Annotated in this window: 8 protein-coding genes; all 8 read right to left on the bottom strand. The window is 36.2% G+C overall.

Going from position 1 to position 16,859, the window contains the following annotated elements; all coding sequences use genetic code 11:
* Positions 1-10: 10 nt before the first annotated feature.
* The 8 genes from EL17_RS08275 to EL17_RS08240 all read right to left on the bottom strand — a co-directional run bounded on the left by EL17_RS08275 (position 11) and on the right by EL17_RS08240 (position 16,849).
* Positions 11-2,902, bottom strand: coding sequence for a SusC/RagA family TonB-linked outer membrane protein (locus EL17_RS08275; protein WP_051719881.1), 2,892 nt, complete (start codon positions 2,900-2,902; stop codon positions 11-13).
* Positions 2,903-3,468: 566 nt separating this feature from the next.
* Positions 3,469-3,894, bottom strand: a complete 426-nt coding sequence (locus EL17_RS08270) for a hypothetical protein (protein WP_164675008.1) — start codon at positions 3,892-3,894, stop codon at positions 3,469-3,471.
* A gap of 126 nt (positions 3,895-4,020) precedes the next feature.
* Positions 4,021-5,475 (bottom strand): SusD/RagB family nutrient-binding outer membrane lipoprotein, encoded by a 1,455-nt coding sequence (locus tag EL17_RS08265; RefSeq protein WP_035072519.1) that lies wholly within the window; start codon positions 5,473-5,475, stop codon positions 4,021-4,023.
* Between the two features lie 11 nt (positions 5,476-5,486).
* The gene (locus EL17_RS08260) at positions 5,487-8,609 is read right to left on the bottom strand and encodes a SusC/RagA family TonB-linked outer membrane protein (protein WP_084166148.1); all 3,123 of its coding nucleotides are present in this window, start codon (positions 8,607-8,609) and stop codon (positions 5,487-5,489) included.
* A 583-nt stretch (positions 8,610-9,192) separates the two neighbouring features.
* Positions 9,193-9,537, bottom strand: a complete 345-nt coding sequence (locus tag EL17_RS08255) for a transposase (RefSeq protein ID WP_240485953.1) — start codon at positions 9,535-9,537, stop codon at positions 9,193-9,195.
* Positions 9,538-9,735: 198 nt separating this feature from the next.
* Positions 9,736-11,196 (bottom strand): RagB/SusD family nutrient uptake outer membrane protein, encoded by a 1,461-nt coding sequence (locus tag EL17_RS08250; RefSeq protein WP_035072513.1) that lies wholly within the window; start codon positions 11,194-11,196, stop codon positions 9,736-9,738.
* Positions 11,197-11,206: 10 nt separating this feature from the next.
* Complete coding sequence (locus EL17_RS08245) at positions 11,207-14,356, bottom strand: SusC/RagA family TonB-linked outer membrane protein (protein ID WP_035072512.1); 3,150 nt, start codon at positions 14,354-14,356, stop codon at positions 11,207-11,209.
* A 582-nt stretch (positions 14,357-14,938) separates the two neighbouring features.
* Positions 14,939-16,849: an OmpA family protein gene (locus EL17_RS08240; protein WP_035072510.1), complete on the bottom strand. Its 1,911-nt coding sequence runs from the start codon at positions 16,847-16,849 to the stop codon at positions 14,939-14,941.
* Positions 16,850-16,859 lie beyond the last annotated feature (10 nt).

The raw sequence follows: 16,859 nt of genomic DNA, 5'->3' as shown, positions 1-16,859 counted from the left end.
ATCTATGTTATTAAAAACCAATGTTTAGACCAACGGTATAAGTTCTAGCTTGTGGGAAAGTTAAGAAATCATAATTACGAGCTATATTTGCACCGGTAGAGGTACCTGGACTTGAATTTAATTCCGGATCCCATCCAGTATAATTTGTCCAAGTTATTAAATTCTGAGCCATACCATAAATCCTTGCTTGTCTAACGCCAATTCTTTGAGTTAAAGTTTGAGGCAAGGTATACCCCAACGATAGATTTTTCAATCTCATAAAAGAACCATCTTCCATCCATCTATCAGAATCTACCCTATTGTTTCTATTCGGATCCAGAGCAGTTGCTCTTGGCATATTCGTTATGTCACCAGGCTGTTGCCATCTATCAAGCACTAATTCGCTCATACCCCAATTGGAAAAACCTAAATGTTGATTAAACTGAGCCGATCTATTGATTACATCAAAACCATAAGAAAATTGGAAAAACACATTTAAATCAAATCCTTTATATGTAAATGTATTGTTAAAACCTCCAAAAAAGTCAGGATTTGGCTTACCTAAATATTGCCTATCGTCAGGAGTTATTTGACCATCTCCATTAAAATCTACAAATATAAGGTCGCCAGTCTCAGGGTTTACTCCTTGAGTTTCGATAAGAAAGTAAGCACCTAAAGGTTGACCAACTGCAGCTCTACTTTGTAATGAATTAATAGGAGTAGCTTCGTCTACAATACCAGTAACTTCATTTTTTATATGTGAAATATTGAATTGGGCATTCCAATTAAAACCTCTAGCATTAATTACATTACCAGATAAAGATAACTCTATACCATTATTTCTCATTGAACCAATATTTTCCGTAATAGTCGTAAATCCAGAAGTATTAGGTATTGGTTTATTAAGTAGAAGGTTAGTAGTATTTTGATCAAAATATTCGGCTGAAACCTGAAACCTATCATTTAAAAAGTTAATATCTAAACCAAAGTTAAGAGTTGAGCTTTCTTCCCAGCTTAATAATGGATTCGGTAACTGAGATGGAGCAAAACCAGGGGAAGCTAAATAATTAGCTCCACCAGAATATAAATTAAGAGCATCAAAATTACCTATTCCGTCCTGATTACCAGTAACCCCATAAGAGACTCTTGCTTTTAGTAAACTGATTACAGATGAGTTTCTAATGAAGCCTTCTTCCGACAAAATATAACCAGCAGAAGCAGCCGGAAACACACCGAATCTAGTTTCTTGACCAAATCTAGAAGATCCATCAGTTCTAATATTTGCTGAAAGCAAAAGTTTCTCTTTCCACCGGTAATTTACCCGACCAAAGTAGGACAATAGTGCATATTCTGTCCTAGTAGATGTTCCTGTATTGACTTCTGCCGCTGAAGTGATGTATTGGAATGCCGGGCCAGGAAAGTTAATACCTGTCACTGATCCTGTTTCTGTTATATATCTCTGATAAGACTGCCCAAGTAAAGCATCTATTACATGATCTTGGCCTATTGATTTACTATAAGTAAGGATATTTTCATTTAAATAAGTAGTAAACAAATTGTTATTTTGAATACCTTCACCATTAGTCGCAAAACCACTTCTCACAGTATTAGGATTATACCTGTCTTGTCTTCCGTATATAATATCTGCCCTAAACGATGTCTCAAACCTTAAATTTGGAATAATTGTATAACCGACAGCCATGTTTGGTTGTAGTCTGTATTCGTTTAGCTCATTTTTGACTTCATTTACAATAGCTGTGGGATGACCTATTAAAGTACTGAATGCGTGATTATATCCTCCATCTTCAGTATACACATTAAAATCAGGTCTACCTAACTGAGCTGAACTAAAAGCACCAAAGATGTTATTATCATTATTATTTAAGTTTTGCCGGGTATTAACTAACCTTATACCAGTTCGCATGTCAAAATGCTCACTAAATTTATGATCTATTGACATATTGGTAGAAAAACGTGTAAAGTCAAATGACTTTATAAAACCATTTTGCTCAAAAAAGCCACCCGATACGAAATATTGAGTGTTTTCATTACCTCCACGTACAGAAACATTATAATCTTCCACTGTTCCAGTTCTAAATATTTCATTATACCAATTGGCATCTGGAGCATTAGCAACTTGTTCTTCTGTGTATTGAGCAGGATTTCCGTCATTTATTCTAGCCTCATTCATAATCTGTCTCCACTGAGAACCTGTAACATTTTCTACTCTCCTAGTTGGTTCTTGAATCCCTTTATATATCGATAAATCTACTTGAGCTTTTCCAACTCTACCGCGTTTCGTAGTAATCAACACTACACCATTAGCCGCTCTAGAACCATAAATAGCCGCTGCCGCAGCATCTTTTAATATTTCAATAGACTCAATGTCATTGGGATTTATTTGAGATAACACATTTGTTATTTGTCCTCCTAAAGCTGCGCTTGATGTGTTACCAGAATAAATCGGCATTCCATCAACTACATATAATGGTTCATTACTAGCAGAAATAGAAGCAGTACCTCTTACATTAATATTGATCGCCCCACCTGGAGTTCCAGAAGCTGAGCTAACCAATACACCTGCGGCTCTACCCTGAATGGCTTGATCCAAACCAGCTACAGGTAAATTTTGAATATCCTTCGATCCAACTGACGATATGGCACCTGAAACTTCTCTTTTAGTCATTTCACCATAACCTACTACTACAACTTCTTGAAGTTGCTTAAGATCTGGTTGTAAATCCACATTAATGATAGACTGATTGCCTATAGATCTTTCTTGAGTAAGTAATCCAACAAAGCTATAAACTAATACATTGCTCCCAGTAGGTACACTAATAGAATAATTACCATCAATATCAGTGGCAAATCCAATGTTAACAAAATAAAATTTTTTTTCATATATATTAAAAAATGTTAACATGGTCTAATAAATGATTGTATTTATTTAATATCGACAAAATAGACATTTGCATTTATAATTAACATTTTAGCATACCGGAGGTGAAATTATAGTCTTTTATTTATAAATAAATAGTTTTTATTAAGAAACACACTTGTGCTTTAATTAAAATTAAAAATCATTTTTACAACTGTTTTGAAGATTATTTGGCTAAATACTCAATTAATGTATAATAAATATCATTTTTAATAAAAAAATTTACATAAAAAAATTATATTCTTATTTAAATCCTTCATAATATATAATCAAAATTAATGTAAGTTTTAAAAAATAAGTAAACTCACTTTTTGTAATACATTTATGTTTTATAATTTGATAGACTCAGCAAATAAGCTTTTAGATAGTTAATACTTTAACCACTCAAGTCTTTATTAACACTATTACCCCTCATCAGTTGAAGCTCCTAGTTTCATTTAAAGCAAATTGTCATCCTACTCATACTTTCCCCGTATAATTTGCGCCATACAAAACAAAAAAAGGCTCCTCACATAAATGTGGGAGCCAATAATGTAAAATTGAGCTTTTACTTAACTATTGGTAAATGTTATAAAGAAATACCTAGTAGTCTGACCGGTAGAAGTATTAGCTGTCACTCGGATAGCATTGTTTCCTCGATTTGCAAATGTCATTAGTGGGTCCTCAGCTAATCTCAGTTCATTAATCGGTACACTAAATTCTATAACTCCATTTGCATTGGGAGTTAAAGTACCTAATGGCTTATTCTTTTGGGCAGTTACTCCTGTGATCGTATACCTGTTGTCAAAAGTCACGTTACTAACTGTTCCTGTATGAGGTATTACTGTTACTTTAAATGTCACGGTACCTGTAGAGAATACAGTCGAACCTCCATCAGATAATGAATTATCATCAAAGATTAAACTTGCTACAGGTCGAATTACATCAATTGGTTCATCTACTTCAAAGCAACTTTGTAGACTGCAGACAATAAACAAGCCTAATATATATTTTAATTTATTTTTCATATAAATATTTTTAGATTTTTAAAAACCACATGAAATCACTGCCACTTGTTTTGTCATAAAGAACTTGTAGAATGGCGATTTCATATTTTTAGAATTTTAAAGTCCCGGATCCCAAAACACACCCGGTTGAATTATCTCAGGTTTACCCCTTGCCGGTGTATTTGCCCTATTTGTTACCCTTTCTAATTCAGCATAAGGAAGAATTCTAGGTATTTGAGGTTGATCAGCTGCAGACATAGGAGTTAATTGTGGAAATCCTGTTCTTCTCCAATCTACCCAAGGCTCTGAAGCCACACCGTAATTAGCCACATACTTTTCTTCTATAATTTGTTGTATAGCATTTGCAGAAGTCAAAATAGGTCTGCTTGCTATATATGTAGCTATATCAGCTACCGCTACGCCCACATTCGTCATGGAAGCAGTAATACCTGCTGTATAAGCCAATTGGCTTTCAGCTATCCTATTATTTCTTGCGTGATATTCGGCTAAGATAAAATGGTATTCAGCAAAGGTTAACATTCTAAGTGGAGCATCTCCTGCATAACCAGTAATAAGATTGGTACTGGTCACTGCACCTCTTAGATATACGTGCATCCGGGAGTAATTAGTGGAGGTATTTTGATTTGAATTCACAGGAATTCCAACATAATTCGTCCCAAATTGAGTGAAATAAAATGGTCTTCTAGGATCAGCTTTTGTATTCATTAGACTTACAAAATATTCCGCTGGGAAAAATTGGTTTTGTCTTCTTACCTCAAATTGACTAATTGGATTAGCTCTATCCGCATCTCCAGGAAGAAATCTAACTTGGAAATTATCCACATTTCCAGCTATAAACTCAGCACCAGAACCTAATAATGTACTGATAGATTGTGTAGCTAATGCAGCATTTGTAGGATAATAGTGTAGATAAAGCCTTAACTTGATGGTGTTGGCCAATCTTCTCCATTTAGCCAAATCTCCGTTATAAATTAAATCATCTCCAGCCGGTCTAAAAGTAGAATTTGCGCTATTCGTCAATTCAATTCCAGAATCAATCATCGCTATGATTCCAGTATAAATTGCTTCATCATTGTCATAGGCAGGTGTTAGGTTATCGGTTAATTGCAATGCTTCTGTAAAAGGAACATCGCCCCAATTATCCACAACTGTCATAAATAAAAACCCTTGAAGAATTCTGCTTATTCCAGCATAGTGAGGACTGGTAGTGAGCGTTCTTTCTTCCAGTCTTTTCAGATCGTTTAGAACACCTGAATATAGCCTTGGCCTCCAAACATCGTTCATGTCCGTTTCCGTAAGTAAATATCTAGACAGATCCCATATTTGAGCAGTTCCCGCTGAAAATTGTTGAGTATACACAGCACTGTACCTGTGCAAATGTGTACCCATAAGTGTTGCTGTACCTAATGTTGAAGAAGTAAGTAATGTATTTGCAGGTACTTCTATTAATTGATTCGGATTCTCATTGACATCGAGAAATTCATCACAACTTGTAATACTAAAAGCTAAAAGCCCGATTACAAATAATCTTATATTTTTAAGTTTTTTCATTTTCTATGATGTTAAAATGTAACTCTTACGAATGCACCATAAGTTCTAGTCTGTGGCATTGCATTAAATTCCAGACCCAAAGAATTACTTTGACCTTGGGCATTCACTTCAGGATCGATATGAGGCACATTAGGTGCGTATAAGAAAAGATTTCTTCCTACTATTCCAAGTTCAGCTCTTCCCATAAATGTCTTATTAAGGATCGCAGATGGGAATCTATAAGAAAGCTCTGCTTCTCTCAATCTAATCCATGATCCATCAAAAGTCACTAACTCAGCTCTACCAAATCCATATAGATCGTTAAAATAGTTTTGAGCGCTGATCTGAACAGTATTTGGCGAGCCATCTGCATTTACGCCGTCTACAATCCACCCTCTATCCCTATCTTCAGTTTCTACTACGGCACCTGTTCTTCTTAAATCAGAGATATTTCTAGAGATAATGTCCCCTCCTTTTCTGATATCAATGAGTGCAGAAAGTGAAAACCCTTTATAGTTAAAAGTATTGGTAATACCACCAAACCAATCCGGATTAGGGTCACCTATAATTTTGTTATCATTTGCTAAATTTGGTCTACCATCCTGATTAACCAATAATTGTCCATTGGTATGTCGTTCAAAATAAGACCCCCAGAATACGCCATATGGATGACCTGCGATAAGTCGAGTAGAAGGAGATGTAAAACCACCAAGTGTAATTTGCTCTACTCCTTCAGCCAATTCACCTACTACAGGACGGACAAAAGAGTAATTAACTGAAAGGTCCCAGCTAAAATTGGCCCTTTGAATTGGAGACCCACCTAGAAGTAATTCAAAGCCTTTAGTATTTAACGTACCAGCATTTTGGAATTGGTTAGTGATACCTGAAGAACCCGATACAGGTACACCAAAGATAATATCATAACTATGCTGCTCGTAATAAGTCGCATCCAAGTTAATCCTGCCATTAAAGAGTCTCATATCAGTACCAATTTCCCAAGATCTGGTAAATTCAGGACCTAGATTAGGGTTTCCACCTGTCAAGTTAAGAGATTGTCCAAGTTGACCATTAAATGGTAACAACATATTTACGCCGTAACTATCTCCAATGGTTTGTCTACTAAAATATGAATCAGTACTGAAGACTGGAGCTTCTCTACCTACTAGTGCCCATCCTCCTCTAATTTTCCAGAAGCTTAAGACATTATTATCAGCAAGCGCCGGAATTGCATCTGTTAAGACAATCGAAGAATTCACTGAAGGATAAAAATAGGATCTATTTTCTTTACCAAAAGTAGAGGACCAGTCATTTCTTCCTTGGAAACTTATGAAATAAGTATTTCTATAATCTAATCCAATGTCCCCGAAAGCCCCAATTAAACCAATTTGCTGAGTTTGACCAAATGGGTCAAACTGAAGGGTGTTGGTAATATTTTCAAATCCAATAACCTGAATATTACTTCCGGTCACACGATTTCTTCTTTGAGTTCGCTGGTTAATTTGATTCCCTAATAATACAGTCAAACCAAGTTCCCCATCAGCAAATCTTTCGGCATATCTTAAAATTGCATCAGAAGTGGTTTCTGTACGTCTAAACATTTCGTCCGTTATAGCTCCGGTTTGTCCAGCGGCTGACCCACCTCTGGAACTCCTAGCATTAATAATCTTAATTTCTTCTGTATAAGTATCCGTACCTAATCTGTAATTGAAAGTAAGGTTATCTAAAATTTTATAGGAAAGGTTTACGCTACCAATCAATCTATTTATTTGATCATTGTATAGGTTCCTATTGATTGTAAACAAAGGATGATCATCATTGCCATACCAAGTATTTTCCGAAACTAAATCATTTATACTAGATGGACTTCTTTGTGTCTGATCAGGCCTTTCGAACGGATTAGCAAATGGATCTATAGATCTAGGCATAAACCAAGATCTAAAGAATGGGTTCGCCAACTGATTTCCTTGCTGGGTTCTCTGAGATCTATTGTTTGAATAAATCATGTTTACCCCAACAGTCAATCTATCTGTCATTCTATTATTTGCATTGAAAGTAACAGAATTCCTGGTCAGCTGATTGTTATCCAATATACCGCTTTCATTCAAATTACCGTAAGAAAGGAAATAATCACCTGTATTGGAGGCTCCAGATACGGAAAGGTTGTTTTGCAAATTCACTCCAGTTTTAAACAAGTCTTTTACGTTATTGGGATAAGCGGTGAGTGTTTCTTGCTCTCCACGGAAATTGGTTACTTGTTGTCCTGCTATTCTAGGCCCCCATGATTCTGGAGTATTCACTGTTAAAAAATTCCCTCCTAAGCCTTGAGCATAGGTGTTCTGGTATTCAGGAAACCTATTGACTTCAGCGAAATTGATGTTAGAAGTAAAGCTAACATTAGCCTTTTTCGCTCCAGCTTTACCCTTTTTAGTAGTAATAAGGATAGCGCCACCTGCAGCACGAGATCCATAAAGAACAGCTGCTGATGGGCCTTTTAACACAGTCATTTCCTCAATGTCATCTGGATTAATATCTATTCCTCTATTTGAATTAGATACCCCAGACTGCAATTGGTTTGTACCACCTCCATTATCGATAGGAATGCCATCTACAATCATCAAAGGCTGATTAGATCCTGTGAAGGTAGTAAAACCTCTAATAAAAACATTAGAAGAAGCCCCTACCATTCCACTAGAACCCTGTACTCTTACTCCTGCTACTTTTCCGGCTAGCGCATTTGATAGATTGGTAGCCCTACCCCTTACAAGCTCATCATTCCGAACCGCAGTTACGGAAGTACCTAATGCTCTTGTTTCTTTTTCAACACCAAATGCAGTAACTACTACTTCTTGTAATGCCCGCTCATCTGATTCCAATGTAACATTAAGTCTGGACTGATTTCCCACCCTTACCTCTTTTACCTTGTAGCCAATGTATCTAAAAACTAATACAGAATTTTCATTAGGAACTTCTATAGAGAAATTACCGTCGATATCTGTTGGCACACCTGTAGTGGTACCTTTAATTAAAATGGAGACGCCCAATACTGGTTCCCCATCATCTGCCGAAACAACTTGTCCGGTGACCACCCTTCCCTGAGCAAAAGTTGACAACGATGCACAGAGAACAAATAGTCCTAAGAGTAACAATTTCCTCATAAATAATAAATTTTTGGTTTAACGATGGAACAATTGTAACTCTATTCTTTTGATTTTACAATAGGGATTACTTATCTATTACTCTCTAAAATGGAAATAATATTTGGTCAAAATATGAGAAACCATTTTTTATAAAATTTTATACTTTAAAAATAAAATAATTTGTCAAAATGCAATTAATTTAAACAAATACACATACAAAAACAAAATTATATATTTTTTAAATATTTTAAATAATATTTTCATTCAAATAAAGTCATATACACCAAATATATTATGTAAAAACCATAACACATGAATTAAAAATTAAATATTATCTATACCTCAAACCATATAATAAGTTTTAAACCTTAAAAAATATGAATAAATTTATCACAGGTACTAAAAACCAAGTTTGGAATTTCATGGGTTGTACCTATTTAGGCCTTCTTGGAAAATTCATTTAGCAATGACCAATTAAGGTAAATTTAAATCCTTAGTTTATGGATACATCCAAGACAAGCTCATGGCTGTTGTTAACATCATGTTTCCAGTGACCAATCAGAACATCCTGTATTTTTTCCCATTCACAATGCTTTTCGATTTAAGCTCTGATCCTGGTCATGATGGTCATATCCTTAATTTGCTCATTTTCGGCCAGCACCTTGCCGCAAAAGTACTGCAGGGCCCAGTCGGTATTGTAACGCTCAAGAAGCTGTCTGTCACTGATGTTCAGATAGGTCTTGAGGAACATGAGGGCAAACATGCCTTTTGCACCGAACCAGCAGGGTGCACCCCTACCGGAACGTTCTTCCGGAAGACAGGCCACAAGGTCGTCCCAGGGTAAGGAATCATGGATTTTACCGAAAAATGAATTCTTAAAAAAGTGATATTTTGGAGAATATCCATCGAAATCTTTGAAAAGTGGAAGCTGGTATATATCTTTCATAGTATTTTTGTTTTGCAACATTAAAATACAAAAAAGAAAACCCCGAAAAAAGCCTTAAGCAGCTGATTCCGGGGTTTTTGTGTTATTATTTTGTTAAGCTTTTATCTGAAAATCAAATACTTAGGATTTAAACCATAAGCCCTAAAAAAAGGGCTTTCCGCAACAGAAAGCCCTCTATTATCAATACTCTCTTTAATATTATGGATTAGGCTCCATTAAATCATTAAACAATAGCTCATCTGCAGGAATGGGCCAAATATAATTTGAAGAGGAAACAGGAACTGCCTGAACGTTCTCTTTCCCCGGTATAGGCTGAAGTGTCCTTAAAAGATCGAAAGATCTTAAGCCTTCACCTACAAATTCAAGCCTTCTTTCCAACAAAATGGCTTCAATAAAAGCAGCCGAAGTAGAAAAAGCAGCATATGCACCTTGACTGTTTGACCTGGTTCTCACTGCATTAAGTAGAGCTAAAGCACGGCCCTGATCACCACCGCTTCTTACCAATGCCTCTGAAAGGTTCAAAAGAACTTCAGCATACCTGATTATAGGAGCAAAATCTAAGTGCTGAGGACCTCTAGGAAACTTATTAAGATAGGTAATCGATACACCTGCATCATTCGTTACTACAAAACGCCATGCTGCTCTAGCATCATTAGCAGCATTAAACACTGGGTTTGCAAAAATACCTGTTTGTAAATTCAAAGAATAATCTCCAATACCTCTTGGACCCGGGTTATAATAACTTCCAAGCGCATTTTGAGTTCCAGGTAAAGCCAATTCCGTAAATGGAGCTGAAAATATACTTTCAGTAGTAGTATATGGTGTACTAAACACAGCTGCCACCGTGGGCTGCAGACTGTGTGATACTCCTGAAGTAGCCGTGAATGGCGCTATGGCAGAAACAATTTTATTCGCTTCTAATATTACATTATCATATTGACCCATCGCTAAATATACCCTAGTTTTTAGCGCTATAGCGGAGTTTTTGTGAGCACGAGTTGTATTTAAATATGGACTTGCATTGGTAGCAGCTAAATTTTGTTCAGCGAAGTTTAGATCTTCCAATATTTGTGCATAAACCTGTGCCACTGTAGATCTTGCAAGATCATTATTAGCATCACTCAATTCGGGAACTAACCTTAAGGGTAACCCTGGACTGGCACCATTATCTGAAATATACGGCCTAGCATACAACTGCAATAAAGCAAAATAAGTCAGCCCTCTAATAAATCTTGCTTGCGCAATATAGTTTTGGGCTACTGCCGGCTCAAGAACTCCTGTTCTGGCTGTGTTTACGCCTTCTATAAAAATATTAGCACGATTAATGGCTAAATAAGCTACTGACCAAAGGTTCTGTACCTCATTAGTGGTGGACACTGTAGTATGTTGCCATGTAGCCAATCCTGTTACACCATTTGTAGTCCTGTTGGAAAACTCTTCCGCTCTGATATCATTATACACCTGATATCGGCCTCCATAAAATTGGCCATTAATCAATGTAGCATATAACCCATTTAATACCTGTTCTACTCTCTGCGGAGTATCAAATACTACTGCCTCAGAAAACGTAATAGGAGGTATGGGATTTAAAAGTTCTTCGTTACAGGAAGTAAGTACTACAGACAAACCTATAAATATATTTAATAATATCTTTTTCATAGTTGATAATTTAAATTCCAATATTAACACCTACTGTAAAAACCCTTGCCTGACCTATTGAATTTCTGTCTACACCAGAAGCAGTAGGAGTGTTACCGTTTGTAGATATTTCTGGATCTGATCCTGAATAACCAGTTAATAAGAAAGCATTCTGTACTTGTCCATATATTCTTGCGTTTCCTATCTTCATTCTTTGGGCAAGTGAAGATGGCAAAGAATAGCCTAATGATAGATTTCTTACTCGCAAAAAGTCACCTTTTTCAACATTTTCAGATATAGGAAAAGCACTTCCATTTGAGATATTGTCTGTATAAACAACTCTCGGTATTGATCCTCCAGTATTTTCCGGGGTCCAGCGATCTAGGACGTCTGTATGGTTATTCCAGAATCTCATATCTCTTAATCCCGCTTTGGTACCGTTATAAATGTAATTTCCCCCAGTATATTGAATAAATATTCCCAAATCAAAATTTCCAAATCTAAAAGTATTATCTAAGCCCCCAAACCATGTTGGAATAGTGGGCCCCATAATAATCCCATCAGCATTTTGAGTGGGCTGGGAGGCACGCTGTCCATCTAACGTGGTCCATCCTGTGCCAAGGTGATCATATTGCACCAATATCTCTTCGCCATTAGCTCCTCTTCTTACAAATATTCTACGGCCGTTTTCAGGATTTACCCCTCTAGTTTCAACCACATATAAACTTCCTACAGACTCTCCGACTTTCGTAATATTTACAGTCTCAAGTCCAGAAGTAGCACTTATAATCTGAGAATCTTCCGATTCAAGAGAAAGCACTTTATTCTTTAAAGTGGAAAAATTAAAATTTACATCCCATTTAAAATTAGGGGTATTAATTGCCTTATAAGTTAACGAAAGCTCTATACCTTGGTTAGACATCGAACCAATGTTGGTATCTATAGAACCGCTTCCAGTCATATTGGTAGCAGTACCCGGAACACCTTTGGAAGGAGCCTGAGGCACTGGCAGTATAAGACCATCTACTAAAGTATGATAATAAGTAAATTCACCTTCCAGTCTATCTTGGAACATATTGAAATTTATACCTACATCTGTTTTTTTACTGGTTTCCCAAGAAAGATTGGGGTTAGATGGCTGAGTATATAATATGGTGGGATCCGCACCGTATAATCCTGTACCATATAGACCTAGGGAAGCGAAATTTGTCACTCCATTATTTCCTACTAAACCATAACTCGCTCTTACTCTAAAATAATTAATGGTATTATTAATTACTGAATTTTTCCAGGCTGCTTCTTCAGACAATATATATCCTACTGAACCTCCCCAAAAGTTGCCGAACTTGTTACCCTCTGAGAACGCAGAATACCCATCTCTTCTTATATTCATAGATATAAGGTATTTATTCAATACATTAAAATTGGCTCTGGCAAAGAATGAAGTAAGATAATTTTCAGTCTGTATATTATTAACAGGTATTATAGTGGTATAATTCCCTTGATATGATTCAAAAAAATCATCAGCTATTACCGTTCTCTGTGCTCCCCATCTTTCATCTTGGCTATACTGCTGTTCATTTCCCAACAAAAAGTTCGCATCAATGCTTTCACCAAAACCAGTATTATAAGATAATGTATGCTGGAAATTCCATCGGTTTAGTGTTCTATATGAATTAGATGCTAATCCGCCAGAACCAAAACCATCTCCATGAAGTGCAGTGTAAAATGTCTGATCTTCTATAGTCAACCTATCCAAACCATAGGTAGATCTAAAGTTTAACCCTTTGATTATTTCGACATCACCATATACAGATCCTAATAAATGACTATTCACTGAACTCATTCTGTTTAAGTCAATTATAGGTGCAGGATTTACAAATCCTGATTGAACTGTATTATTACCTGGTCCTAACTGGTTGTTTGGTGTAATATTATAACTGCCATCAGGCAAATACACTGGAACATTTGGTGCACTCACCAGCGGAATTCTTCCTAATCCAGATGTGCCAAAACTCTGACCTGGCAAGGACCCAGTATTTGGAGCCCTATTGGTAGAACTAGTATAGTTCATTGTAGCCCCCACCATAAACCTATTAAAAACTTTATGGTCAATATTAAGACGACCATTGAACCTTTCAAAATCATTCCCTCTGATTATACCTTCCTGTGAGGTATACCCTGTAGAGAAATAATAATTGGTTTTAGCATTTCCTCCCGATATACCTAGATTATGAGAATGACCTAGTCCATTCCTCATCACTTCATCATACCAATTAGTATCTACTACTTCTCCGTTTGCATCCAATATTGGAAAAAATGCTTCAGACTGATTTGCATTTCTTCTTGCTTCATTTTTAACCTCCATATATTCAGCAGCATTTAGAAGACTGAACAGTCGTACAGGTTCAGTAAGACCAACCCAAGAGTCAAATGTAACCCTAGATGCACCTTCCTGTCCCCGTTTAGTGGTAACCAATATTACACCATTCGAGGCTCTAGAACCATAAATTGCAGCGGCAGAAGCATCTTTAAGTATTTCAACCGACTGAATATCAGCAGGGTTAACATTAGCTAAAGGATTATTAGCTGCAGAATTACTAGATAAGTCTCCAGTATAAGTAGGTACTCCATCAATTACTACCAAGGGATAAGAGCTAAGGCTCAGTGAATTCACACCTCTTACTCTAATAACCGGACGGTTATTAAGAACACCATTAGGTGTAGTAATGTTAACACCGGCTACTCGACCTTGAAGTGCTTGATCAAAGCTCTGAACCGGAGTATTTAATATTTGTTCCCCACCCACTGAAGAAATAGCCCCTGTTATTGTTCTTTTAGACTGAGCACCATATCCAACGACTATTACTTCGCCAAGGGTTTTTAGATCAGGCTCTAAAACCACCTCTAGCACACTGCGGTTCCCAATATTAACCACCTGACTATTGAATCCAACGAAACTAAAAGTTAGTTCTGAAGCACCTTGAGGTACGGATATGGAAAAGGAACCTTCCAAATCAGTGACGACCCCTATAGAGGTACCTCTTACAAGAACATTTACTCCAGGAAATCCCTCTCTGTCTTCAGAGGAAATTACCCTTCCAGTAATAACCCTTGTCTGAGCCATTACAGTAACATGTACTGTCATGGCTATCATTAGCATTAGTAAAATTTTCCTCATTTTTAATTTTTGGTTTAACGATATCGCAATTGTAAGAGTAAACCTTTTAAAATACAATAGATTCAAAAAATAAATTTTTACAAATACCCATTTATACAAACATTGACCTACACTTATTTTTTATTTTCAAAATAAAATTCTGATTATATAATTTTATTTATAAAAAAGTTAAAAATTATACTAACAAAATACCCTGATTTGAAATTTTATATATCATTAATTATTTTTTAAGAAACAGATAAAATAATAGACCTATTTTTACAGATTTGACCATCATATAGATAATTTATTAAAAATATACAAATAAGTTAGCTATTACCTTTTAAGAGCATGTTTTATAGTGGGCTGAAGGGTTTCATGATGTTAATCATCAAAAAAATCACTAAATGGATAGCATTCAAGCATCATCCTACTAAAAATGTATATTCTTTAAGGATTTTGGGCATACATACATAAAGTAACACAAAAAGATGAAATTCTATAAATATTAAACATCCTTTATAAAAAAGTCGCTATCAATGCACAAATGAAAATTATAATTTAATTAGGATTCGTTTTTAATTATCCATAAAAGGAAATGTCCTATCTAATCACCACCTCTATTCTTCTGTTCAAAGCCCTGGTTTCAGGTGTATGATGGGGGGCTATGGGATGCTTATCACCCATCCCTTCTATCCCTAATCGATCTTCGGACACGCCATTTTCTAAAAGATATGTTTTTACAGCATCTGCTCTCCTATGACTTAGCTTTTGATTATACTGGGAAGCTCCTACGTTATCGGTATGACCTACTATGGTGATGCTTACCTTAGGATTAGATGTCAAAAATTCATGAAGCCTTCGAAGAGAACTCATAGATTCACTTTTGAGATCAGCCTTATCAAAATCAAAAAATACGTTCTCAAAAATGAACTGCTCCCCTGGTGCTATTGGAGTAAGGCTTATTTCCATATTCTTCTTATTCTTCAAGCTGTCCTTTTCTACATTATATATCTTCGGTAAAAACCCTTCTTTCTCGACATACAAACCGGAAAAACTTTGATCAGGATATAGCATCATAAAATCACCAGTTTCTCCATCTGATCTGAATTCGTAAAGTGTACTGTCGTTCTCCAGACTTACCAAGGATAATTTGGCACTTACAGGTAGCCCTGTCCTGCTGTTCAGAACCCTCCCTTCGGTAACAATGATTTTCTCACCTAAATCTACCTCCTCTGGAAAAGCAAAACGATAGAGATATGAACCCTCGAGCTTACCATCTGTAAATGAATTTTCCGTATAATAAGCATAATCCCGCTGTGCAGTAATAAACAAAGCCAACTGGTCTTTGTGATCGTTGATAGGATAGCCCATATTTTCAGGTCGACCAAAATCTCCCTCCTCCATTTTGGACATATACAAGTCCATTCCTCCAAATCCAATATGACCATTGGAAGCAAAAAACAATAGCTCGTTATTAAAATATATAAATGGAGACACCTCATCTTTAGGAGTATTGACTGCTGGTCCTAGATTTTTTGCCTCAGCCCAGGCATTATTCTTCTGTCTTACAGTATACCATATATCATTGCCCCCATATCCCCCTCTTCTATTGGATGAAAAAAACAACATACTTCCATCAGCAGAAAGCGACGGTTGGGAATCCCACTGTTTGGAATTAACACTTGGGCCCATGTTTACGGGTTTTTGCCATATGCCATTTAATTTGTACGTGATGTAGAGATCGCAGCTACCAAATGAATCGGGGGCATCACAAGATGTATAAATAAGTATATTTCCATCAGCTGATATGGTACATGTCCCTTCGTTATATAAAGTATTTACAGTCTCGGCTATCGGTTCAGGAGTTGACCAACTGCCGTTTTCGTAGTACGACATAAAAATATCCTCATGATCCTGCTGTGAAAGTCCGTCCCTTTTGGTAAATAATATTTTTCTGCTATCGGCAGTAAGTACAGGAAAATATTGAAGATTAAATTGATTTAATGGATGTGGTAACCTTTCTTTTTGGATAGATATAGGAGAAGCAAGTTGGTTTTGTATAAAATCCAGTTGTTGCTCTAATGCGATATAGTTATTGTTCTGTTTTAAACCTGGCGAAAAATATGGTTTCGACTGGTTGAACTTCTCAATAGCTTTATTAAAATCACCAGTACTCATTAGGATGTTAGTAATCAGCCAGCCAAAACTCCCCTGCATTTGGGAATTATTGTTCACCCTGGTAGCCCCCCTCTCTGCCACAGCAAGCGCCTGAAGCGCATCACCCTTTGTTAGTAAAAGCTGGGCCCACCTAATATAGGATTCTAAAAAATCTTTGTTTTTATCTATTGAGGCTTTATAATTATTGATAGCTTCATCATACCTTCTTCTGAGAACCATTTGCTCTGCTTCTTCATGTAACCTGATAGCTTTTTTGTCAGCTATAGAGTACTCCTGCGCCTGTACACAGAAGGGAAAAATAAATAGAAGAATAAGAAAATGGCACTTTTTCATAGTACAAACC

It is taken from the genome of Anditalea andensis (assembly GCF_000714815.1).
GTDB classification, from domain to species: domain Bacteria; phylum Bacteroidota; class Bacteroidia; order Cytophagales; family Cyclobacteriaceae; genus Anditalea; species Anditalea andensis.
The sequence above is the reverse complement of the archived record's forward strand: the minus strand, read 5'-3'. Positions and strand labels throughout refer to the sequence as shown.

Coding starts and splice junctions, on each gene's coding strand:
- EL17_RS08275 (WP_051719881.1), bottom strand. CDS start 2,902: ATGTTAACATTTTTTAATATATATGAAAAAAAATTTTATTTTGTTAAC.
- EL17_RS08265 (WP_035072519.1), bottom strand. CDS start 5,475: ATGAAAAAACTTAAAAATATAAGATTATTTGTAATCGGGCTTTTAGCT.
- EL17_RS08260 (WP_084166148.1), bottom strand. CDS start 8,609: ATGAGGAAATTGTTACTCTTAGGACTATTTGTTCTCTGTGCATCGTTG.
- EL17_RS08255 (WP_240485953.1), bottom strand. CDS start 9,537: ATGAAAGATATATACCAGCTTCCACTTTTCAAAGATTTCGATGGATAT.
- EL17_RS08250 (WP_035072513.1), bottom strand. CDS start 11,196: ATGAAAAAGATATTATTAAATATATTTATAGGTTTGTCTGTAGTACTT.
- EL17_RS08245 (WP_035072512.1), bottom strand. CDS start 14,356: ATGAGGAAAATTTTACTAATGCTAATGATAGCCATGACAGTACATGTT.
- EL17_RS08240 (WP_035072510.1), bottom strand. CDS start 16,849: ATGAAAAAGTGCCATTTTCTTATTCTTCTATTTATTTTTCCCTTCTGT.